The organism is Streptomyces sp. NPDC031497 (genome assembly GCF_055580905.1).
This window is the reverse complement of sequence record NZ_JBVIKO010000001.1, coordinates 653,434-675,151: the sequence shown is the minus strand read 5'-3', so window position 1 is coordinate 675,151 and position 21,718 is coordinate 653,434. Positions and strand designations below refer to the sequence as shown.

Below are 21,718 nucleotides of genomic sequence, written 5' to 3'. Positions count from 1 at the left end.
CTTTGACGTGCGCGGGGCCCTCGGGCCGGCGGGAGAACGCTCAGACGGCCGGGGTGTTCAGTACGTACTCGCGGGAGGCGTGCACCTCGCCGCGCAGAGCGGTCAGGTCGACGTCGAGGACCCGTCCGTCCCACTTGCGGGGTTCGCCGTTGATGAGGACGGCGCTGATGTTGCGGGCGTCGGAGCCCAGCACGATCGTGCCGATCGGGTCGTTGAGCGGCATGTTGTTGAGGTCCTCGGCCCGGATGACCAGGAGGTCGGCCTTCTTGCCCGGGGTGAGTGAACCGGTGACGCCTGCCAGGCCGTTGGTGCGGGCGCCCTGGAGGGTGGCGAAGTCGAGGACGTCGTGCGTGGTGATGCGGGAGGGCTGCCGGCCGGTGCCGTAGGCGGCGTTGACCGCGCGCATCCGCTGGATGGCGTGCAGGGTCCGCATCTGGGTGAACATGTCGCTGGCCAGGGCGACTTCGACGTCTATGCTCAGTCCGGGGCGGATACCGACGGACAGCGCCTCGTCGACGGCGGGGATCGCGGTCTCCAGGCCGATCTGGGCGTCGGAGGTCGGTGCGAGGGCCACGGTGGTGCCGGACTCGCCCATCTCCCGCCATGCCTCGGGGGTCAGTCCGGTGGAGTGGATGAGGGTGACGTCGGGGCCGAGGATGCCGTCCTTGGCCCAGCGCAGGACCGCGTCGGAGGAGGCGGTGCCGAAGACGGCGTCCACGCTCACCCCGATGCCCAGCTCCTTGGCGACGCGGGCGAGTTCGGGGCCGTAGGCGAGCGCGGGTCCGGCGATCTCGTCGGTGGCCAGGGTCGCCAGGCGCAGCGTGAGCAGCTGGTCGTCGCTGCTGAAGTACCGGTCCTTGAGGCGGGTGAGGTCGCCGGGCCACTGCCGGTCCCAGTCACCGAAGTGCGGGCCCATGGAGGCGTGCACGCCGCGGATGCCGGTGTCGCGCAGGGCCTCGACGGCGGCGTCGGAGTGCTCGCGGGTACGGGAGTTGTGGGAGAAGTCGAGCATGGTCGTGATGCCGCTGTCGATCGCGGTCAGGGCCGCCAGCCTGGTGCCGGTGTACATGTCCTGGGGCCGGTAGACCGTGGCGTAGCCGGCCAGGGTGGCCGTCACATAGCCGCCGAGGTCGTCGACGTCCGGCATGATCCGGCGCAGCTGGGCCTCCCAGGCGTGCCGGTGGGTGTCGACGAAGCCGGGGGCCAGGATCGTGCCGGTGGCGTCGACGACCACGGCGTCCGGTGCGTCGAGGCGGGGGCCGACGGCGGTGATCGTGTCGCCCTCGACGAGGAGGTCGCCGCCGTCGACGACGCCGAGGCCGGGGTCCATGGTGACGACGGTCGCGCCGGTGAACAGGATGTGCCGCCGGTCGGCGGGCCGCCGCCGGAGCTCTTCGAGTACGGCGGCGCTGGTGGTGCCGTTGAGGTTCATGAGGGGGTCTTCTTTCGGTATTCGGTATGACGACGGGGGGTGGGGGCGGGGCAGGTCAGCCGAGCTTCATGACGTAGCCCGCGTGGTGGAGTTCGTCGCCCTGGAACGCGCCGTAGGCCCAGAAGCCGAGGTCGTCCAGGTAGTCGATGCGGTCGCCGTCGATCCAGTAGCGACCCTGATAGGCGTGCGGGCGCCCGCCCCGCGTCTCGTCGTAGCGGCCGTCGGCGGTGAGCTCCTGGTGCAGGAAGCCGTTCCGGTCGATCCAGACCCCGACGCGCGGGCTGCCGGTCAGGTCCGCGGCGGCCGGGATGCCCGTCCTGGGGGCGGTGGCCCGGCCGGGGACGGCGGCACCGGCCCACAGGACCGGGCGCCCGGCCGCGACGAGTGCGCGGACCTGCTCCGGCCGGGACAGGAGCGTGGCCACCGCGCTCGGCACGTCGTCGGCGAGTTCGTCGGGCACCACCAGGAAGTCGGTGGTGTTGCCCGGGGCCAGCGTCGCGACGTACTCCGAGCGGCTGCCGCGGCCGCCGGTCAGCGCGACGGTGTCCACGACGGCGGGAACGATGGTCGTACCGGTGCCGTCGACGACGATGGCGTTGTCGTCCCCGGCCGCGGTGACGATGCCAGGGCCGACACCCACGATCAGCGAGCCGACGAACAGGATGTCGGCGCCGACCATGGCCCCGATCAACGGGTCCGTCGTCAGGATCCGGGCATTCGTGAACAGGACGGGCCGCCTCTCGTCGTTCGAGAGGATCTCGTCGAGGGCCTCCGGGTTCCAGTTCACGGTGCCGGCGCCGGTGATGGTCATCGCGTGCTCCTCGAGACGAGTGTCCGGCGGCTACGGCAGCCGCCTGACCATCAGGTTCGTGGCCCGGCGGCGCCGGAACCAGGCCGCTCTGTCCCTAGGTGTCCGGCACCCACGATCCGGCCGGCTCGCGATGCTGGGTGCGCGGCACCCAGGAAGGCCTCACCTGGGGAGACGGCGGCCTGGTCGGCACCGCCCGCCGGGCCGATCGTGGAAACATGACCAGCGACGACACGCCCCGCGACCCGCATCCGTACGTCGGCATGTGGGTGACCGCCGACGGATTCATCCGCCAGGAACTGCTCCCGAACGGCCGCTACGACGAAGCCCGCGGCAACCGCCCGAGCGCCTACACCGGCAGCTACACCGTCACCGGCGACCACCTCGACTACGTCGACGACACCGGCTTCACCGCCACCGGCGACGTCCGTGACGGTGTCCTGTTCCACGAGCACCTGGTGCTCTACCGCGAGGGCGACGAGCGTGCCCGGCGGAAGAGCCGGCCATGACCAGGACCCAAGGGCCGGCAATGCCTCCGCCCCCTCGTACGGGACCGCGTGCGGGGCACCTCCCGGATCCGGAGGGGGACAGCCGCCGTTCCGTCCCGGGAAGGGATCCGCGGAGACCGGCGGGTCCTGGGCCGCCGGCCGGGTGCGGTCGGAGGCGTCGCCGTCCTCGTCGCGTTCGTGGCGGGACAGCGGTTTTCGTCCGAACTCTCCCACGGTGTCTTCGGCATGCTTATCCTGCTGTCCCAGCAGAACAGCACTGTCCGGGGGGATCGTGTCCGACGCTTTCAGGTCCAAGCCCGCGCTCAAGCGGTGTGTCGTGTGCCGACAGCCGGTGGCCACGAAGAAGCTCGTCTTCGCCACGGACGGACAGCCGGTGCACCGCGCCTGCCGGACGACGACCACGGCCCGTCCGGCGGCCCGTCCGGCGGCTCCGCCCCGTCTCACCCGGGCGCCGAAGGACATCAGCCGCGCCGAACTCCTCAAACGGATCGAGGCGTTGCGGAAGCGCGACGCCAAAAGGAAGCCGGCCGCTGTGAAGACACAGCCCGTCGGCCGTCCGAAGCCGCCGAAGCCGCCGCACCTGGGCAAGCGGCCGGTTCCGCCGCCCCAGCCGTACTCCGGTGTGGAGATGAAGTTCATCGGCGGCCGGTGGGTACAGATGCACCCTGACTCCGAATAGTCGCCGCCCGCGCTGCCTGCCCGGTCCGGGACACCCCCGGGCCGCGGCCGGACGGGCCGTCAGGGCGGACAGGCGTCCTGGAGGCACATCCCGTCACACCTCCGGGCCGGCGGGTGAACCTGACTGTGACGCTTGTCCGTCGACCGTGCGGAAGACCTCGGGGGTGAGCCTTGTATGGCACTCGGCTCGGGAGAATGGCCTGTGCGAAGCCTGCTCGGGGCGGTGTCCCCGGACGCCCGCGCGGAACTGCTCGACATGGGTGCGGCCACGCGGTTCGAGGTGGGGGAGACGATGCTGCGCGAGGGCGACGGCAACCGCCATGTGCTGCTCCTGCTCTCCGGGTTCGCCAAGGTGACCGCGCGGGTGGAGAACGGCGAGGAGACCCTGCTCGCCGTCCGGGTCGGTGGCGACAGCGTCGGGGAGATGGCGGCCATGGACGGCGCGCCGCGCTCGGCCACGGTGACCGCCTGCGGTGCGGTGACCGCGCGGGTGATGCCGCCGGAGGCGCTGCACGCCCTGCTGGCCCGGCGCCCGGACGTGCACCTGGCGCTGACCGGGATCGTCGCCGACCGGCTGCGCTGGGCCAACCGCCGGCGCCTGGACTTCCGGGGCTACCCGGTCAAGGTGCGCCTCGCCCGGCTCCTGGTGGAGCTGGCCACCCGGTACGGACGTCCCGGCGAGGGCGGTACGGTCCTCGGCTGCCGTCTGACCCAGCCCGAACTGGCCGCGCTCACCGGCGCCGCCGAGACGACCGTCCAGAAGGCGCTGCGCGACCTGCGCACGGAGGGCCTGCTGACCACCGGCTACGCCTCGACCGTCATACGTGACCTGCCGCGGCTCAGGGACCTGGGGGACCTGGCGCCCGAGGGGTGAGCGGACGGGGTTCGGGGCGGAGCCGGGCCCAGGAGCCTGGGGTGCTCCCCCCTTCCGAACCCAGCCACAACTTGGGACTTCCGCTGTAAGTTCCCGTAACTTTCCGCATCCCGTATTTCGACGGGGTTCGCGGCGCGCGGGGCGTGTACCACTGGCCTACCGGCGTCCGCCTGTGGGGGAGCGGACGTCGGCCTGTACCGTAGCGCGCCCCTCACTGCTCATGGTCCGTCGACGCATGGGTGCGCTGTCACTGAGTGAGCGGGGATTCTGATCATGCAAACGTTCTGGCGCCGACCGCTGCTGGCGGTCGACGCGAAAGGGTACGGCGGCGTCGACGCGGTGACCCAGCGGCAGCTTCAGGAGGCCATCGAGCGGCTGCTGGGCGAGTCGGCCGCGGAGGTCGGCCTGGACTGGGAGCGCTGGAAGCTCCAGGAGGGCGGCGACTCGGTGTTCGCGGTGCTCCCGGAGGGGGCGTCCGAGCCCGACCTCGTCGACCCGTTCATGCGCCGGCTCGACGCCGGGCTGCGCGCCTTCAACCACGGACGCAAGCGGGAGTCGTGGCTGCGGCTGCGGGCTGCCGTGCACTTCGGCACGGCCTCGCCCGGCCCGATCGGCTTCGTCGGCCGCGCGCCCGTGGAGGTCGGACGCATGCTGGACAGCGCGGTGCTGAAGGCGGCCCTCGCGGCCGCGCCGGATGCCTGCCTCGCCGTCGCGGTGTCGCCGACCGTCTTCAACGAGGTGATCGCCCAGGCGTTCACGACCATCCGGACGGAGGAGTTCCGCGAGGTGCGGGTGGTGGAGAAGGAGCACAGCGGGCGGGCGTGGATCTGGGTGCCCGGGTACGACACGGGCGCCCTCGACCTCGGGGCGGCCGCCGGTTCGGGAACGGCGGAGACGGTTGCCGGTTCGGAAGCGGCGGAGACGGCTGCCGGTTCGGAAGCGGCTGGCGCGGGCCGTGCCGCGGAGGCGGTGAGCGCGGGGGGTGGTGAAGCTGTCGACGCGCGCCCCCTGGATGCGCCAACTGCTCCCGGAGACACGGTGGTTCAGGTCTACACCGGAACCATCCATGCTCAGGGGGCCGTCTTTGGGATCTCCAAGTGACCTTGAGTGACGGCTGAGGATGAACGAGGAACCGTGCGAAGAGGGCTCGCCGAGCGAGCCGAGCGAGCAGATGTCCCAGGACACCCCTGAGTCCGCGCCTTCGGGCGACCCGGAACCGGAACCTGAACCGGAACCGCACTCCGAGCCGGAGGCGGAACCGGTGAAGCCGGAGACGGCCCCCGAGACCGAGGCCGAGGCCGGCCATCAGCCCACGTCCAAGAGCCGCCCCGGCCAGGTTCACCAGAACAACGTCAACCAGTACTTCTACGGAGCCCTCGACGCCTCCGGCGCCCTCTTCGGCGTCGGTGCCGCCGACTCCGGCAACGCCCGCCGCCGTGCCGTCGGCCGCCTCGACGCGGGCGAAGCGGAAGCGCTCATCGGGTCGTATGTGAAGCCCGACTGCTTCGGAGAGGCCCTCCAGGCCCTGGAGGAGGCCGGGGTCGTGGTCCTCGTCGGCCCGCCCGGCACGGGCAAACGCTCCGGGGCGGTCGCGCTCGTGGAGGCCGTCGCCGAGGGGTCGGACCACGTGGTGCTCTCCCCGGGGCGCAGCCTGGACGACCTGGCCGGCGGACGGGTCGCCTTCGAGCGGGGCGTCGGCTATGTCCTGCTCGACTGGATGGGCGAGGAGACGTCCGCGACGGCCGACTTCGACTGGCGGCGGGTCCGGGACACCGTGCGGGAGCAGGGCGCGCACCTGGTCGTCACCACCGTCCACCCGGCCGCCCGGGTCGAGTCCGTACGGTACGTGCCCTGGGCGCTGCCCGATCTCGCGGCCGTGCTGCGGGCCAGACTGGCGAACGCGAAGTGCGACGGGGACACCATGCGGCGCGCCGTCGATCTGATGCCCGGCGGGTGCAGGATCACCGAGGTCACCGCGGCCGCCGAGCGGATCGCGGGCGGTGCCCGGCCGACCGAGGTCTGGCAGGAGTACGGCAGCAGCGCCGCCCAGCCGGTGCGCGGCTGGTTCGACCTGGACCGTACGCCGCAGGAGTGGGCCGAGCTGACCACGCTGGCCTTTGTCACCGGCGCGGGCTACCGCGAGGTAGAGACCTGCCAGGAACGGCTGGAGCACTGGCTGGAGCCGGCCTTTCCGCCGCCGTTCACCGAGGAGGACAGGGCCGAGGCGGCGCGCCGCGTCGTGGACCGGCGGCAGTCGTTGACCCGTAACGCCCTGATCACCGCGGAGGAGCGCAAGGACGGCGCGCTCACCCGCACCGCGCTGGTCTTTCCGCAGCCCCAGTACCGGCAGTGGGTGCTGGAGGAGCTGTGGACCAGGCGCTCGACGCTGTTCTGGGACGGCGTCCGGGACTGGCTGACGGAACTCGTGTCCGGCCAGCCGAGTCTCGCCCTCCAGCTGTCCGTGGCACAGGGGCTCGCGCTGCTGGCCCGGCCCGCCTTCGACGAGGTGGCCGACAACTACCTCCACTCGTGGGCGGCCGGAACGGCCGGCCGCTCCGGACAGTCCACGGCGAACCTGGTGCTCCAGTGCATGTGCCTGGAGGAGAACCTCGCCGCCACCGCCCTCGGCATCGCCCGTGGTTGGGCCCGCTCGATCAGTCCCGCGCTGCGGTCGACGGCCACGGCGGCCTTCAGCGGGGCGCTCGGCGTGCTCTTCCCCACGGACGCCGTGCACGGCCTGCTCCAGCTGATGGCACGGCGTGACGGCCGGCCCGTGGAGGCGGCCTACGCGCTGGCAGGGCTGGTCGCGGTGCTCGCCGAGTGCGGCGAGGACACCGGCGCGGTGTTCCGGCCGCTCGCCTACCGGCTGCGGATCGAGCGCGAGACCCGCAGCGGACGGCTCAACGACCACACCCTCGACAGCGTGCTCACCGTCCTGCGGGCGCGGGACGCCCGCACCCGCCGACTGGTGTGCGCCACATTGCTGCAGAACGATCCGCGCCAGACGGACCGGCTCGGCCAGCTGTGGGCGGGCGTCCTGGAGAACCTGCCCCGCCGGAGACTGGCGTTGCGCAGCCTGTACGCCACCCTGTGCCAGCTCCCCGCCGTGTCGCAGGAGCCGAAGACGGTGGCCGAGCGTTTCGGCCGGGCCGTCGGCGCGGCGCTGGCGCCCGGTGAGCGGCCCCGACTGTCCACGGCCCTGCGGCAGGCGGCCGTACCGCCCGTGGAGCCGGACGAAGAACTGATCGACCTCTTCCTTACCGCTGTACTGAGCACGGAGGACTGACACTCATGGCTGAGAATTATCCGCTCGTCGAGCAGCGGGAGTACGGACGGCCGGAGAAGCGCGGCGGCATCCTGAAGAAGCGTGCCCGGCGCGAGGAGGGCGACCTGCCCAGGATCGCCGCCCACCAGGTGCGGGTGTTCAGGGTCGGCGAGGAGTACGTGGAGGACCACGGACAGCTGCGCGCGGACGACCCGCTGGTGGTCTCGGCCAGCTCGGTCACGGTCGTCGACCAGCGGGCCGACGTGCCCGTGGTCGTGGAGACCCGGATCCCCTCCGCGCAGGCGGGCGAGTTCACCGTACGGGTGACGTACTTCAGCAACGTCGTCGACCCGTGCGCGGTCGTGCGGGACGGCGTCACGGAGGTGGAGGCGCTGCTGCTCGCGCAGCTGCTGGCGGTGCCCGGACTCACCGAGGACGGCAGCGACCTGCCGATCATGGAGTCCGCGTCGGTGCGCAGCCGTATCGACGCCCGGCTGACCGCGTACCACGAGATGCGGCCGGCCGAGGTGTCCGGCCTCAAGGTGCGCTGCGGGCAGGTGGAGGTCCGTACCCCGGAGGAACAGGCCGCGCACCTCACCGAGATGGAGCAGGCCGACCTGGTCCAGGAGGCCGCCCTGCGGCGGGAGATCCTGGGCGCGGAGCTGGCGCTGAAGCAGGAGGAGCTGCGCTCCCTGAAGGCCGAGCGGGAGGCGCGCAACGCGCACGCGCTGGCGATGATGGAGGAGGAGAACCGGCAGCGGCGGGACTCGCTGATCAGCCGGTTCAGGCGGTCCTCGGAGTCCGAGGAGCAGGAGCACGACCTCACGTTGCGTGGCCAGCGCAACCGTTCGACCCGCGCGGAGATCCAGGAGGACATCAGCCTGCTCGGCACCGACCCGCTCGGCGCGGCCTACCTGGCCTTCCGCAGCGGTGAGATCAGCGCCGACGAACTCTCCAGGCGCCTGCACGAGGCAGAGCGGGACCGGCTCGGGCGCTCGGAGGAATGGACCCGCGAGGACCGCGAGTACGACATGCGGCGGCAGGCCGTGCGGCGGGAGGAGGAGCGCTGGCGCATCGAACGCGCCGACACCCAGCGGCAGCTCAACCGTGTGGACCAGCGCGAGGACGCCGCCGCCCAGCGGGCCGAGGACGCCCGGCGCTGGAACCTGGAGCACAAGGACCAGCAACTCAAGCACGAGGAGGGCCGCGTGGACGCCCAGCGCTGGGAGCGCGACGAGCGCGAGTGGGCCAAGCAGCAGCTGGCGGTCCGCGCCGACCTGTACAAACAGGGCATCGCCCGAGGGCTGTTCGACAGCACCGGGTACGACCCCGGCACGCTCATCAACAGCGTCGGGAACGTCAACGGCCCGGGCCGGCCCTCGCGCGAGGGCGAGGTGGAGGCCGAGGTGCAGGGCGAGCTGAACGACGGCTCCCGGGCCGCGGACGAGGGCACGGCCGCCGCCGGGCGGGACACCGACGACGCCGAGGACGCCGTGATGGACTTCGGCGGTACCGACCAGGAGGCCAGCCTTGTCGACTGACACCCCGCTCCGCCCCGCCGACCCGGCCTCCGTCGGTGGCCATGGCGACGCCGGCTCCGAGCGCCGCCCGGTGGCACCCGCCGGCGGCCCGGCGGCCCGGCTGCGCAAGCTGATCGGCGTCGACGAGGGGCTGCTGGCCTGGGTTCCGGAGGACCGCCCCCGCTACACCCGGTACGGGGCGCTGGTGTTCAACACCGCTCTGGTGGGGTCGGTCTCGATGGCCCTGGCCCTCACCAGCTTCCGCTCCGACCTGCCGGGCATAGCCGTGGTCCTGGTGGCCCTGATCTGGTTCTGGGTGGTCCTCACGCTGGACAGCTGGCTGGTGTCCAGCACCCACGGCACCTCGGTCAAGAAGTGGACTTTGATGCTCCGCTTCTTTCTGTCGATCCTCCTGGGCCTGTTCATCGCCGAACCGATCCTCTTCCAGATCTTCGACAAGGAGATCCGCCAGGAGATCGCCGTCGGCAACGAGCAGACGGTCGCGGACTACCGGGGCATGCTCGTCTCCTGCAACCCCACCGACGGCGCCTCCACCAGCGATCGCGCGGAGTGCGGCCGCTACCAGCTGAAGGTGGTGGGATCACCCGCCGAACTCGCCCGCCAGATCAAGACCGGAACCGCCCGCGCCGCCACCCTGAAAGCCCAGGTCGACGAGTTGTCCAGGGAGCACGACGACAAACTGGCCACCGAGCAGCGCCTGTGCGGACCGAAGTACTGGATCTGGACGGCCAACGGCCGGGACGTCACCCTCACCTGCAAGCGGGCCCGCGCGGCCACCGCCGCCGCGGCCACCGAACTCGCCCCGTACCAGAGGCAGTTGAAGGAGATGACGGCCAAGGGGCAGACCCTGGCCGCCGAGCAGGACAGCGCCGCCAACGCCTACCAGCCGAAGCTCCAGCGGGCCATCGACGCCAAGACCGCGCAGCGCGCCGCCGACCTGGACACCGACGGCATCCTCACCCGCGCCCACGGTCTCAAGGAGGTCGCCGAGTCGGACGGGTTCGCGTTCTTCCTCACCGTCGTCCTGCACCTGCTGCTCGTGTCCTTCGACGCGATGCCCGTCCTGGCCAAGCTCATGAGCGGCGCGACGGTCTACGACAAGATGCTCGGCAGGCGGTTCGAGACGAGCCAGCGGCTGTACGCGGACGAACTCCAGGTGCAGCACGCCTGCGCGCGGATGGAGCACGAGGCGCAGCGGTACCAGGTGGAACAGGACACCCAGGACCGGATGCGGCGCGTGCAGCGCCGCTACCAGCGGGCCCAGGCGGAGTACGCGGCCGAGGAGCGCGCCGAGCTGGAGGCCCGGATGAACCGCATCCTGGCGGCCCGCAGGGCCTGAACTGAACCTCCAGGGTGCGGTGGTGAGGTCACAGGGTGAGCGTGGCGTGCATCTCCCAGGCGAGGATCTCGGCGGGGGTGGTGGCGCTGACCCGGTGGCCGCCGGCGGCGGTGAAGCGTACCGAGTCGCCCTCGCCGAGGGCGCCGGTGCCTTCCAGGTCGACGGAACCGCGTGCCACGAACAGGTGCAGGTACGGGGCCTCGGGAAGCGTCACCCGCTGTCCCGGGAGCAGCCGTGCCGCGTGCAGTGCGGCGTGCCGGTTCTGGATCCGGATGGCGCTGGCGTCCCGGTGCCTGTCCATGCCGGAGGCCACGGTGACCAGTCCGCCGGCCAGCAGTTCGGCGTCGATCTCGAGCTGTTCGTAGCCCGGGGTGACGCCGGCCTCGTCGGGTACGACCCACATCTGGACGAAGTGCACCGGGTCGGTGGGGCGTTCGCCGGTGGACCGGTACGAGTCGTTCTTCTCCGAATGCAGGATGCCGGTGCCGGCGCTCATGCGCTGGGCCAGGCCGGGGTAGATCACGCCGGAGTGGCCGCTGGAGTCCTGGTGTACCAGGGAGCCCTGGAGAACCCAGGTGACGATCTCCATGTCCTGGTGCGGGTGCGTGTCGAATCCGGTGCCCGGTTGCACCCGATCCTCGTTGTTGACCAGCAGCACGCCGTGGTGGGTGTTGGCCGGGTCCGGCCGGTGGGTGCCGAGGGAGAAGGAGTGCCTGGAGTCGAGCCACGACAACTGGCTGGCCAGGCGCCGGCCGGCAGGTCGCACGTCCACCGTGGGGGTCAGCAGTGCGCTCATGGGTCGCTTCCTTTCGCGCGGAGATCCCGCAAAGTTCAATATTCAACCTCCATGGTACTCCGGGATCACATGAACATTCAACTGTCGGTCGCCTGGCTCGACGCGAAGCCTGGCCCTGCATCTCGTATCCCACTTGAGAATTGAAGTCATCGGCCGGTCGTACCGGTCCCCGGCCGGGCGTCAGGGGATGGCCAGTTCCGCCCAGATGGTCTTTCCGGACGCGGTGTAGCGGGTGCCCCAGCGCTGGGACACCTGGGCGACCAGGAACAGGCCGCGGCCGCCTTCGTCGTCCCGGCGGGCGCGTCGCAGGTGAGGTGCCGTGTGCGCGTTGTCGGAGACCTCGCAGAGCAGGCTGCGGTCCTTGATCAGCCGTAGCATCACGGGACCGGTGGCGTACCGGATGCTGTTGGTGACCAGCTCGCTCACCACCAGCGCGGCGGTGAAGGACAGCTCGGACAGGCCCCAGGTCTCCAGCTGGCGCTCGGTGTCCGTGCGGGCGTTCGCCACCATGGCCGGCTCCGGTGGCAGCCGCAGGTCCGTCACGTGGTCGCTGCCGAGCCGCCGGGTGCGCACCAGCAGCAGCGTGGCGTCGTCGGCCTGGGGCCCGGGCGGCAGGGTCGACATCGCCCGGTCGCACAGTTCCTCCAGCGGGCAGCGCTGCCAGGTGAGCACGTGGGCGAGGCGGTCGATCCCGCTGTCGATGTCGGTGCGCCGGTCCTCCACGACACCGTCGGTGAAGAGAGCCATCACGCTGCCGTCGGACAGGCTCAGCTCGACGTTCTCGTACGGCAGGCTGTCCACGCCCAGGGGCGGGCCCGGCGTCGGCGAGGACAGGGTCACCCTGCCACCGGCGTCGGCCACGATCGGCGGGGGATGGCCCGCGCTGGCCCAGACGCAGCGGCCGCCGACCGGGTCGTAGATCGCGTAGAGGCAGGTCACCCCGAGCGCCTTGTCGGTCAGCCCGTCGGCCGCTTCGGGATCCGCGTCCTGTGCGACCAGGCCGTCCAGCCGGGTGAGCAACTCGGCCGGGTCCAGGTCCAGCAGCGCCAGGGTCCGTACGGTGGCGCGGAGCCGGCCCATGGTCGCGGCCGCGTGCACACCGTGGCCGACCACGTCGCCGACGGTCAGCCCCACCCTGGCACCGGACAGCGGGATCAGGTCGAACCAGTCCCCGCCCACCCCCACCCGGCTGTCGGCGGGCAGGTATCGGTACGCCACCTCGACCGCGCTCTGCTCGGGCAGATGCTGGGGCAGCAGGCTTCGTTGCAGTACCAGGGCCGCCGCGTGCTGGCTGGTGTAACGGCGGGCGTTGTCGATGCCGACGGCGGCCCGCTCGGCCAGCTCCACGGCAAGGGTCTGCTCCTCGGGCCCGAAGGGGTCGGGGTTGTCGGCGCGCCGGAAGGTGGCGAGGCCCAGGACCGCGTCGCGGGCGATCAGCGGGACGAAGAGGTCGGAGCCCCGGCGGGCCGGGAACCCTTCTCCCGGGGATGGGGCGGTTTCGACGACGGGGCGGTTGGTGGCCAGGCTCAGGGCCTGCGGTGACGACGGCGGATAGGAGACCGGACTGGTCCGGAACTCCTCCGGGGTACGGCCGTGCATCCGCAGCAGACTGTGCCCCGGCGCGGAACCGGTCGGCGGCTGCCGTCCCTCGATGACCGCCGGCGGCAGATCCACCAGCACCTCGTCGGCCAGCTGCGGCACCGCCACGTCGGCCAGCTCCGCGGCCGTACGCCGCACGTCCAGCGAGGCGCCGATGCGCTTTCCCGCCCGTACGAGCAGCGACAGCCGTTCCTGGGCGCGGTAGCGGTCGGTGATGTCCAGGGACTCCTCGAAGAGCCCCAGCGGTTCGCCCCTGGCGTCCACCAGCCGGTGGTACGAGCAGGACCAGACGTGCTCGCGCACCGGGTCGGCGGGGGCACGTCCGCGATAGTGCATGCCGAGGACCGGTTCGCCCGTCTTCAGCACCTGCTCCATCACCTGGTCCTCGTCCGGGGGGTGATGGCGGGAGATGAACTCGCCCTCGGGAAAGAGATCCGACGCGGGCCGGCCGACGTACTGGGCCACCCCCGCCAGCTCCTGATCGGTGGAGCTGTTCCCCCAGACGACGCGCATGTCCGTGTCGAAGATCGTCAGACCCACGGAGGACTCGGTCGCCAGTCCCTGCAACATCGCCAGCTGGGCCTCCCAGCCGCGCAGGGCCGCCAGGTCCGCCGCGACCACGACGGTGGCGGCCGCGCCCTGGTGGGTGAGCGAACTGAACGTCACAGCGGCGCGCAGGGTGTGTCCGTCCCGGCAGCGGAGGTCCAGGACCGTGCTGCGGGGCCGGTGTGTCTTACAGAGAGCGGACAGTCGAGGCCCCGGGGCCGTCGCCAGCAGCCGGTCGGCCGGCCGGCCGAGCACCTCCTCCGGGGGATGACCGAGGAGACGCTGGGCCGAGGTGCTCCACCCCGAGATACGGCCTTCCGCGTCCAGCACCGCGGCAGCGGCCTTGGTGAGGTCCAGAGGACTGTGGAATTCGACGTCGGCGGCATTCGGAAAACGATCCATGGCACCGCTTCCCTTCGTGCTCCCTCAGCATCCCGTGCCACACGACGGACGACAACCGCACGCGTTGGCGCCCCCGGTTCACGGGGGTGAGCGGGTCGCGCCGTGATGTGCCGTCGATCGGCTGCGGCGCCGTCGCGGCCGGTCGCTCCCCCACTCTCGGCTTCGCCGGAGCGGGGACCTCCATCGCGGCGGAGCCGCATACCGATGCAGCCCCGCGCCCCTTCGGGGTGCTACCGAACCCCAGCCGACCTCACTCGATCAGGAGGCGGTTCCGCCGATACCTCGGCCGCCGCGGAACCGCGGCGCCGACTCAGATCATGTGGCCGTCGCCGCGGCGACGGCCACGTTCGGGCGCCCCGGGGCCCGCGGCACACGGGCCGGCCGCCCAGGTCAGCGGCTTCGGTACGGCGTTCCCGGTGTGCGGGGTGGCGACACGCCGATCCCGCCCGCCGCCCGCCGCCCGCCGCCCGCCGCCCGCCGCCCGCCGCCGGCCAGCCGGCCGGCAGGCAGGTCCGTGCCGGTCGCGCCGGTCGCGCCGGTCGCGCCGGACAGATTCGCCGTGCACGCCGAGCCCGCGTTGCCGAGGGCGAAGCCCAGGTCGCGCAGCGTGGTCGTGGTGGCGCCGGCCATCCCCAGGTGCCGGGGCCAGGCTGTTCGGCGCCACAGCTGTCACCAGGCCGGCGGTCGGGGCGAACCCGACGCCGATCAGCAGCGCGGTCACCCTCCGCCCGGCCACCGCCTGGTGGCCGAGGTGTCGAACGACAGCCCCTCGGTCGACGCCCACAACGCCCTGCTGCCGCCGGACGCCTTCCACCTCCCCGTGGGCCGCGCGGTCACGCACAAGACCTACCGCGACGCCGCCCTCCCCTCCCGGCCGGTGCTGCCGTTCACCACGGTCACGGCGGCGGAACCGGCCCGGTGCGCGGCCTCAGACGCCCGCGTCTCCCTCCGCGGTGAGGGCGTCCCGGAGCTGGGCCCTGGCCGTGACGCCCAGCTTGGGGAAGACCTTGTGCAGGTGGTAGCCGACCGTGCGCGGCGAGAGGTAGAGCCGGGCCGCGATGTCGCGGTTGGTCAGGCCCTGGGCGGCCAGTTCGGCGATCTGGCGTTCCTGCGGGGTGAGTTCACCGGCCGGGGCCGTGGCCACCGCCGTACCCGCCGCCCGCAGTTCCGCCGCCGCCCGCTCGGTCCAGGGGCGGGCGGCGAGCCGCTCGAAGCACTCCAGCGCCGCGCCGAGATGCCGGCGGGCCTCGGAACCGCGGCGGCGCCGGCGCAGCCACTCGCCGAAGTCGAGGTGGGCCAGCGCCTTCTCGAACGGCCAGCAGTCGGTGCCGGAGCCGTCGAGGGCGGCCCGGAAGTGCCGCTCGGCGTCGTCGGTGTCGGTCAGCAGGGCGGTGGCCCGGTGCAGTACGGCGGCCAGCCGCGGGGAGGGGGCGGGCTTCAGGTCCTGCGCCACACCGTCGACCACCGTACGCGCGTCGTCCGCCCGCCCGGCGCGGACCGCCGCGGCCGCCAGGTCGCCCAGGTAGTAGAGCGAGGCGTGGTAGTGGACGGGGGCGGGGCGGAAGTCGCGGGTGAAGGCCGCGCGCAGTTGCTCGTAGGCGCCGACGTGGTCCCCGGCGACGAACGCGGCCATCCCCAGGGCGTGCCGGTGGCGGACCTGCAGACTCAGGGACTTGCGCAGATCCGCCTCCCGTACCGCCTCCATCGCCCGGGTCCGGGCCGCCGCCGGGTCACCCCGCAGCGCGCACAGCGTGGCCCGCAGGACGCGGGCGCCCACGGTCACGTTGTCGGCGCCCGCCTCCGTCGCCATCCAGAACGCCTCGTCGGCCGCCTCCTCGGCCGCCGTCCACGAGCCGTTCTCGAACAGGGCGAGGGCGAGCGCCTGGGTCACGGTCGCGTTCGTACCCGTGCTGCCCGCGCGGCGCAGGACGTCGATGGTCCGGCCGAGGATGCGTACGGCCTGCTCGGTCTCGTCCAGGATCCAGGCCGTGCCGCCCATCGCGGTGAGGTTCCCGAGGGTCTCTTCACGGGCCAGCTCGGCCAGCCCCTCCGCCAGGTGGCCCATGAGCAGCGGCCGTTCACGATGGGGGTCGGCGACCGCCAGAGCCCAGGAGCGGCCGGCCGGGTCGCCGTCCCCGTCGATCAGGTCGCCGATCCGGCGGAGTTCCGCGCGGTGGTAGGGCGCGCCGGAGTTGTAGACGGAGGTCGCGGCGGTGCTCAGGGCGCCCAGGGCCAGCCCCGGAGCCGAGGCGGCGGTGGCCTCGGCGACGCCCAGCAGCAGCGCCAGCGCGTCCTCGTGGCGGAGCGTGACCCCGAGGGCCCAGCCACCCAGCAGCGAGGCCTCGGCGCGCAGCCGGGGATCCTCGGTCAGGTGGCCGACCCGGCCGCTCATCTCGCCGACCCACTGCGGATGACCGGCGAACATCGCCGACCGCGCGGCCGTCAGCAGCCGCCGGGCGCGCAGTTCCGGATCAGGGGTCAGCTCCGCGGCGCGCTCCAGCGCGGTCGCGGCGGCCGCGTGACCGCCCCGGCCCCGGGCCCGCTCGGCGCTCTCGGCGAGGGCGTCGGCGACCGCGGCGTCCTGGCCGGTCGCCGCGGCGGCCAGCTGCCAGGCGCGGCGGTCCGGCTCCCCGGTGAACGCGGCGGCCAGGGCGAGATGGGCCCGCCGGCGCTCGTGGAAGGAGGCCGCGTGGTAGACGGCCGAGCGGACCAGCGGATGCCTCGGCAGCACCCGGCCGTCCGCCACCCGGACCAAGCCGACGCGCTCGGCGGGGTCCAGGGCCCGGACGAAGTCCAGCTTCGGGGCGGCACGGATGACGTCGGTCAGTTCCGCCGTGCCCGCCGCGGCCACCAGCAGCAGGGCCTGCCGGGTGGGCGCCGGCAGGCCGGGCAGTTCGGCGGCGAACAGGTTCTCCAGCCGCGCGGTGAGCGGAAGGACAGCGCCCCCGGCACCTCCTCCGGCGCCCGCGGCACGGCCCCGGGCCAGGGCGCGCGGCAGCTCGACCAGGGCCAGCGGATTGCCGGCCGCCTGCTGGAGGATCTCCGCGCGCGCCTTGCCCCGCGGCGGATCCGGCTGCGCGTCCAGCAGCTGTCCGGCCGCGGTCCGGCTCAGCGGGCCCACGGTCACCTGCGGGAAGTCCCGGTCGAACCGGGCCGGCACACCTTCCTCACGGGCGGCCAGCAGCAGCACCACCGGCTTGCCCTCCAGCCGCCGGGCCAGAAAGGCCAGCACGTCCACCGAGCCGAGGTCCAGCCACTGGGCGTCGTCCACCAGCAGGAGCAGCGGCCGGCGTGCCGCGGCCCCGGTGACGAGCCCGAGCACACCGACGCACAACGACAGCTGGTCCAGTTTCAGTTCGTACTCCGCCGCCCCCGGGCCGAAGGCCTGGTCCAGGGCCTCCCGGTGCGCCGCGGGCAGACCGTCGCCGGGCAGCAGCGGATGCAGCAGCTGGTGCACGCCCGACAGACCCAGGCCGGCCTCGCCCTCGCTGCCGCGCACCCGCAGGATGCCGAAGCCCAGCGCCAGCCCGCGCTCGGCCGCCCGGTCCACGAGGGTGCTCTTGCCCGCCCCCGGCTCCCCGGTCAGCACCAGCACCTGGGGGCCGCCGCCGTCCACCGCTCCCAGCAGCCGGTCCAGCCGGGCCAGTTCGGCGGCCCGGCCCAGGACGACCGGATCGGTGGGACGGTCGGTGCCGGTGTGCATGAGCGGTCCTTGTCATCGAGGTGGTCGAGGTCATCGAGGTGGTCTAGGTGGTCGTGGTCATCGAGGTGGTCGTGGTGGTCGAGGTGGTCGTGGTGGTCGGGCTCCCGATGGGGCAATCCTGCCAGCGGTGGTCCACGGGGCGGCGGCCGCGGGTGACTGGTCATGTGACAGAAGCGTGGCCGCCCGGTCTCCGTGATGATGGCTCTGGCCAGGGAGAACGTTCACCGCCACGGGAGTATGTGCATGACGGTCCAGTCACCTCAGCAGTCCGCGATCGCCGCCGAGGCCTCCGTTCTGGGCCGGGACGGCGAGACCGAGCGGATCCTGCGGTGCGTGACACGCGAGCCCGGCACTCCCCAGACCCTGCTGGTCCTCGGCGAGGAGGGGATCGGACGTACGGCCCTGCTGCGGCGCGTCCGTGAACTGGCCGCCGGTGAGGGCGTGTCGGTGCTCTCGGCACAGGGCTGGGCCGGCGACCCACAGCACACCCGGGCCTGCCTGCACCAGCTGCTGGCGCCGCCGGTGCCGGCCGAGACGGCCGCCCTGCCCGCCGCGTCCCAGCGGGTGCTGACGGCCGTGCTCCGCGAAGACGACGGGCCGGACGCGGGAACGCTGCGGGCGGCGCTGACCGCGCTGCTCGACCGGCTCGCCGCCGCCCGGCCGGTGCTGGTGTGCGTGGACGACGCCGACCTGTGCGACCGCGCCACCCTGGAGGCGCTGTTCGCCGCCGCCCGACTGCTGGCCGGCCGCCCGCTGACGGTGCTGCTCGCCGCACGCCACGAGACCGCCCTGCCCGGGCTGCCTCCCGGCACCGAGACTTTGAGCCTGGGACCGCTGGACGACGCGTCGGCCGCCGCGCTCCTCGACCGGCAGCCGGCGCCACCCGCCGGCAGACACCGGTTGGAGATCCTGGCGGAGGCCGGGGGCAACCCGCTGGCCCTCGTCGAACTGAGCCGCGGCGCGCCCGGCCCCGCCGGAGCGGTGCGGCACGCACCCGCCGAGCCCGTCTTCGGCGTACGACTCGACGCGGTTCCCGCCGGCACCCGGCGCGCCCTGCTGTACGCGGCGGCCGCCGGACCCGGCGAGACCGTCGCCGCCGTCATGGCGGCCCTGGACACCGGCGACCTCGCGGTGTGGGCCCCGGCGGAGGCGGCCGGACTCGTCTCGCTGGTCGAGGACCGGCTCGTCTTCCGGCATCCGCTGGCGCGGTCGGCCGCGTATCTGCGGCCCCCCTCGGGCGAGCGCCAGCAGGCCCACCGGGACCTGGCCGAGGTCGCCGTACTGCCGGAGGCCAGGGCCCGTCACCTGGCCGCCGCGACCGTGGGCGCCGACGCGTTCGTCGCCGCCGCGCTGGAGACCTCCGCCTGGCGGCACGGGGACGCCGTACAGGCCGCCCGCGCCCTGGAACAGGCGGCCCGGCTCAGCCCACGGCGGCCGGAACACGCCCGCCGGCTGGCCGAGGCCCTGACGGCCGCGCAGGCGGTGGGCGACCCCGGCTGGGTACGCGACCTGTACGGCCGGCTCCTCCGGGAATCCGCCGAGCCGGAGTTCGTCTGTGTCGCGGCCGGTGCCCTGGCCTCCGTCCTCTGCCACGAGGCCGCCCAGCGCGAGGCCTTCGAACTGCTGGCCGCCGCCTCCGAGCACTTCCCCTTGATCGGCGCGCCGCTCGCACTCGCGCTGGTGGGGCAGGCGGCGGGCGTCGCCGCCCAGTCCGGCCTGCCCGAACACCGGGCGGCCCTGCCCACCCTGCTGGAACGGGCCCACCAGGCCGACGGGGGCGGGCGAGGGCATCGTGGTGCGCTCGGGTTCTTCGGGCAGGTGGATGCGGCGGGTGTCCAGCGGGGTGATGGCGGCGGGCGAGGGCACCTCGGTGGGGCTGGGTCGCTCGGCCGTCCGGACGTACCGGGTGCCTGGCGGGCCGACGGGGGTGGGCGTGGGTACCTCGGTGCGGCCGGGCCTCTCGGGCAGCTGGACACACCGGGTACCCGGCGGGCTCTGGCTGCGCTGGTCGCCGTGGTGGTCCGGCCCGAGACCGCCACCGGTGAGCTGCGTGGCCTCGGCCGGCCGCCCCGCGTGCCGCTCGGCGGTCACGACGCGCCGGCCGGCCGGCCGGCGGCCGCCGCGGTGGCCCACCACGCCGACGAGGCCGACCTGCACCTGGGGCAGTCCCGTCTGGCCGACGACCGGCTGCGCACCGCCCACGCCTTCGGCCTGCGCGGCTGGTCGGTCCTCGGCCTGGTGGACAACCTCCTGGCCGTCGGCCGGTTCACCGAGGCCCAGACCGTGATCCAGAACGCCATGACCGAGGCCACGGTGCTGCGCCTGCCACGCCTGCGGGCGGACCTGGAGACGCAGGCGCTGACCCTGCGCGCGCTGCGCGGCACCCTCCCCGCGGAGCCCTGGTTCACCCCGGCCGTCTGGCGTGCCGTCTGCCTGGACGAGAACCGGGCCACCCACGCCCGTCTGCTGCGCGCCCACGGCCTCGCCGCCATGGCGCGCGACGACTGGGAGGACGCCTGGCGGCGGCTGCGCGAGCTGTTCACCGCCGACGGCTCGCCGCTGCACCCCTTCCTGTCGCCCCGGAGCATCGCCGAACTCGCCGTCACGGCCCAGCGGACCGGCCGGTCGGCCGAGGCCCTGCCGATCCTGGAACGGGTGCGCACGGATCAGGGGGACCGGCCGAGCACCCGGATGACGCTGCTCCTGCACCACGCGACCGCCGTACTCGGTCCGGACACGGAGGCCGAGGAGCACTTCCAGCTCGCCCTGGTCAACCACGCGGCGAACCGCTGGCCGTGGGAGAGCGGCCACGTCCGCCTCAACTACGCCCACTGGCTGCGCCGTTGCCGTCGGACCCTGGAGGCGCGCGGGCAGCTGACCACCGTCCTGGAGACCGCCGAACGCCTCGGCGCCGGCCCCCTCGCGGCCGCCGCCCGCCGCGAACTGCGCGCCAGCGGAGCCGCACCCGCCCCCGAGTCCGGCGGCCCGCTGGAGGAGCTGACCGCACAGCAACGGCAGATCGTCCAGCTGGTGGCGAGCGGCCTGTCCAACCGGGAGATCGGCGAACGGCTCTTCCTCTCCCCGCGCACGGTGGGCTCGCACCTCTACAAGGTGTATCCCAAGCTCGGCATCAGCAGCCGCCATCAGCTGCGCGACCTGGTGCAGGACCGGTGAGGGGGCCGGCGGGTCGGCCGGAGGAGCGCCCATGAGGCCCGGACCGGCGAGTACGGCCGTCGTCCTCGACAGCGTGGTGCAGCGGCTCGTCACCGCCTCCGCCGCGCCGCCCTCCCTCGACGACCTCGGTCCGGACGCGGCGCGGCGGGCGCTGCGGGAGACCCAGGCCGACCGGTTCGGGGACTTCGGCGTGGACGCGGCCTTCCAGGTGGCCCCCGTCGGCCCGGCACGGCTGCTCGGCTTCTGGACCGTCCGCCCGGCGGCGGCGACCGGCCGGCTCCCGACCGTCCTGTATCTGCACGGCGGCCGGTGGACCCTCGGCGACGCACAGACCCACGCCCGCCTCATCAGCGAACTCGTCACCGGCGCGGGCGTGTGCGCACTCGTCCCCGAGTACAGCCGCACCCCCGAGGTCCGCTACCCGCTGGCCCTGGAGGAGTGCTACGCCCTGCTGGCCTGGGCGGCCGGCCGGGCCGGTGAACTCGGCCTGGACACGGGCCGGCTGGCGGTGGCGGGCGACTGCGCCGGGGCCACGCTGGCGGCCGCCGTGACGATGCTGGCGAAGGCCCGGCACGGGCCGCGGATCGCCGCGCAACTGCTCTACTACCCGCTCACCGACGCCCGCTGCGACAGCGCCTCGCAACGCCAGTTCGCCACCGGCTATCTGCTCACCCGCCGGGCGCTGCGCGCCTACTGGGCCCGCTACGTCCCCGACCCGGCCCGGCGCTCCGAACCCACCGCCGCGCCGCTGCGGGCCAGTACGGAGCAACTGGCGGGACTGCCACCGGCTCTGGTCGTCACCGCCGAGGCCGACGTGGCCCGCGACGAGGGCGAGCAGTACGCGCGCCGGCTGACCGAGGCCGGTGTCGACGCGCTGTCCGTGCGCTTCCTCGGCACGATCCACGACTTCGTGGCGCTGCACGCCCTCGCCGACAGCGTGCCCACCCGCGCCGCGATCCGGACCGGCTGCGCCTTCCTGCGGACCCGGCTGTCCTGACGGGCACGGAACCGGCCGAGGACCAGTCGGCCGACTGATGCGCCGAGGCCCCCCG

The 21,718-nt window shown here is 73.6% G+C and carries 15 protein-coding genes; 9 read left to right on the top strand and 6 right to left on the bottom strand.

Translation table 11 applies throughout. The features are described 5' to 3' along the window. Nucleotides 1-40: 40 nt before the first annotated feature. Both ACZ5K7_RS02920 and ACZ5K7_RS02915 read right to left on the bottom strand, forming a co-directional pair. A complete protein-coding gene (locus ACZ5K7_RS02920; RefSeq protein ID WP_468909694.1) occupies nucleotides 41-1,432 on the bottom strand; it encodes an amidohydrolase family protein in 1,392 nt (463 codons plus the stop codon). 55 nt (nucleotides 1,433-1,487) lie between these two features. Next, on the bottom strand, nucleotides 1,488-2,243 hold the full coding sequence (locus tag ACZ5K7_RS02915) for an Atu4866 domain-containing protein (protein WP_468909692.1): 756 nt from the start codon (nucleotides 2,241-2,243) through the stop codon (nucleotides 1,488-1,490). 215 nt (nucleotides 2,244-2,458) lie between these two features. On the opposite strand from ACZ5K7_RS02915, the gene ACZ5K7_RS02910 reads away from it, so the two are divergent. The 7 genes from ACZ5K7_RS02910 (at nucleotide 2,459) to ACZ5K7_RS02880 (ending at nucleotide 10,446) form a co-directional block, all read left to right on the top strand. Further along, nucleotides 2,459-2,749, top strand: a complete 291-nt coding sequence (locus ACZ5K7_RS02910) for an Atu4866 domain-containing protein (protein WP_468909860.1) — start codon at nucleotides 2,459-2,461, stop codon at nucleotides 2,747-2,749. A gap of 271 nt (nucleotides 2,750-3,020) precedes the next feature. Next, the gene (locus tag ACZ5K7_RS02905) at nucleotides 3,021-3,428 is read left to right on the top strand and encodes a hypothetical protein (RefSeq protein WP_468909690.1); all 408 of its coding nucleotides are present in this window, start codon (nucleotides 3,021-3,023) and stop codon (nucleotides 3,426-3,428) included. A gap of 201 nt (nucleotides 3,429-3,629) precedes the next feature. Beyond that, nucleotides 3,630-4,301, top strand: a complete 672-nt coding sequence (locus ACZ5K7_RS02900; protein WP_450972411.1) for a Crp/Fnr family transcriptional regulator — start codon at nucleotides 3,630-3,632, stop codon at nucleotides 4,299-4,301. Nucleotides 4,302-4,574: 273 nt separating this feature from the next. Continuing rightward, nucleotides 4,575-5,402, top strand: coding sequence for a hypothetical protein (locus ACZ5K7_RS02895; RefSeq protein WP_468909686.1), 828 nt, complete (start codon nucleotides 4,575-4,577; stop codon nucleotides 5,400-5,402). 19 nt (nucleotides 5,403-5,421) lie between these two features. After that, on the top strand, nucleotides 5,422-7,587 hold the full coding sequence (locus tag ACZ5K7_RS02890; RefSeq protein WP_468909684.1) for a hypothetical protein: 2,166 nt from the start codon (nucleotides 5,422-5,424) through the stop codon (nucleotides 7,585-7,587). Nucleotides 7,588-7,592: 5 nt separating this feature from the next. Then, entirely contained in the window at nucleotides 7,593-9,107 is a 1,515-nt protein-coding gene (locus tag ACZ5K7_RS02885) for a hypothetical protein (protein ID WP_468909681.1), read from the top strand. After that, entirely contained in the window at nucleotides 9,097-10,446 is a 1,350-nt protein-coding gene (locus tag ACZ5K7_RS02880; RefSeq protein ID WP_468909678.1) for a DUF4407 domain-containing protein, read from the top strand. Before ACZ5K7_RS02885 ends, ACZ5K7_RS02880 begins: the two co-directional genes overlap by 11 nt. 28 nt (nucleotides 10,447-10,474) lie before the next feature. On the opposite strand, the gene ACZ5K7_RS02875 is transcribed toward ACZ5K7_RS02880, so the two are convergent. The 4 genes from ACZ5K7_RS02875 to ACZ5K7_RS02860 all read right to left on the bottom strand — a co-directional run bounded on the left by ACZ5K7_RS02875 (nucleotide 10,475) and on the right by ACZ5K7_RS02860 (nucleotide 17,492). Then, complete coding sequence (locus ACZ5K7_RS02875) at nucleotides 10,475-11,242, bottom strand: pirin family protein (protein WP_351710208.1); 768 nt, start codon at nucleotides 11,240-11,242, stop codon at nucleotides 10,475-10,477. Nucleotides 11,243-11,422: 180 nt separating this feature from the next. Continuing rightward, entirely contained in the window at nucleotides 11,423-13,789 is a 2,367-nt protein-coding gene (locus tag ACZ5K7_RS02870) for a SpoIIE family protein phosphatase (protein ID WP_468909675.1), read from the bottom strand. 390 nt (nucleotides 13,790-14,179) lie between these two features. After that, on the bottom strand, nucleotides 14,180-14,419 hold the full coding sequence (locus ACZ5K7_RS02865; RefSeq protein WP_468909672.1) for a hypothetical protein: 240 nt from the start codon (nucleotides 14,417-14,419) through the stop codon (nucleotides 14,180-14,182). A 298-nt stretch (nucleotides 14,420-14,717) separates the two neighbouring features. Further along, nucleotides 14,718-17,492, bottom strand: coding sequence for an AAA family ATPase (locus ACZ5K7_RS02860; protein WP_468909669.1), 2,775 nt, complete (start codon nucleotides 17,490-17,492; stop codon nucleotides 14,718-14,720). Nucleotides 17,493-17,735: 243 nt separating this feature from the next. Here ACZ5K7_RS02860 and ACZ5K7_RS02855 point away from each other — a divergent pair, with 243 nt between their 5' ends. Continuing rightward, the gene (locus tag ACZ5K7_RS02855) at nucleotides 17,736-20,666 is read left to right on the top strand and encodes a helix-turn-helix transcriptional regulator (RefSeq protein ID WP_468909666.1); all 2,931 of its coding nucleotides are present in this window, start codon (nucleotides 17,736-17,738) and stop codon (nucleotides 20,664-20,666) included. 31 nt (nucleotides 20,667-20,697) lie between these two features. Beyond that, complete coding sequence (locus ACZ5K7_RS02850; RefSeq protein ID WP_468909663.1) at nucleotides 20,698-21,663, top strand: alpha/beta hydrolase; 966 nt, start codon at nucleotides 20,698-20,700, stop codon at nucleotides 21,661-21,663. Nucleotides 21,664-21,718: the final 55 nt, after the last annotated feature.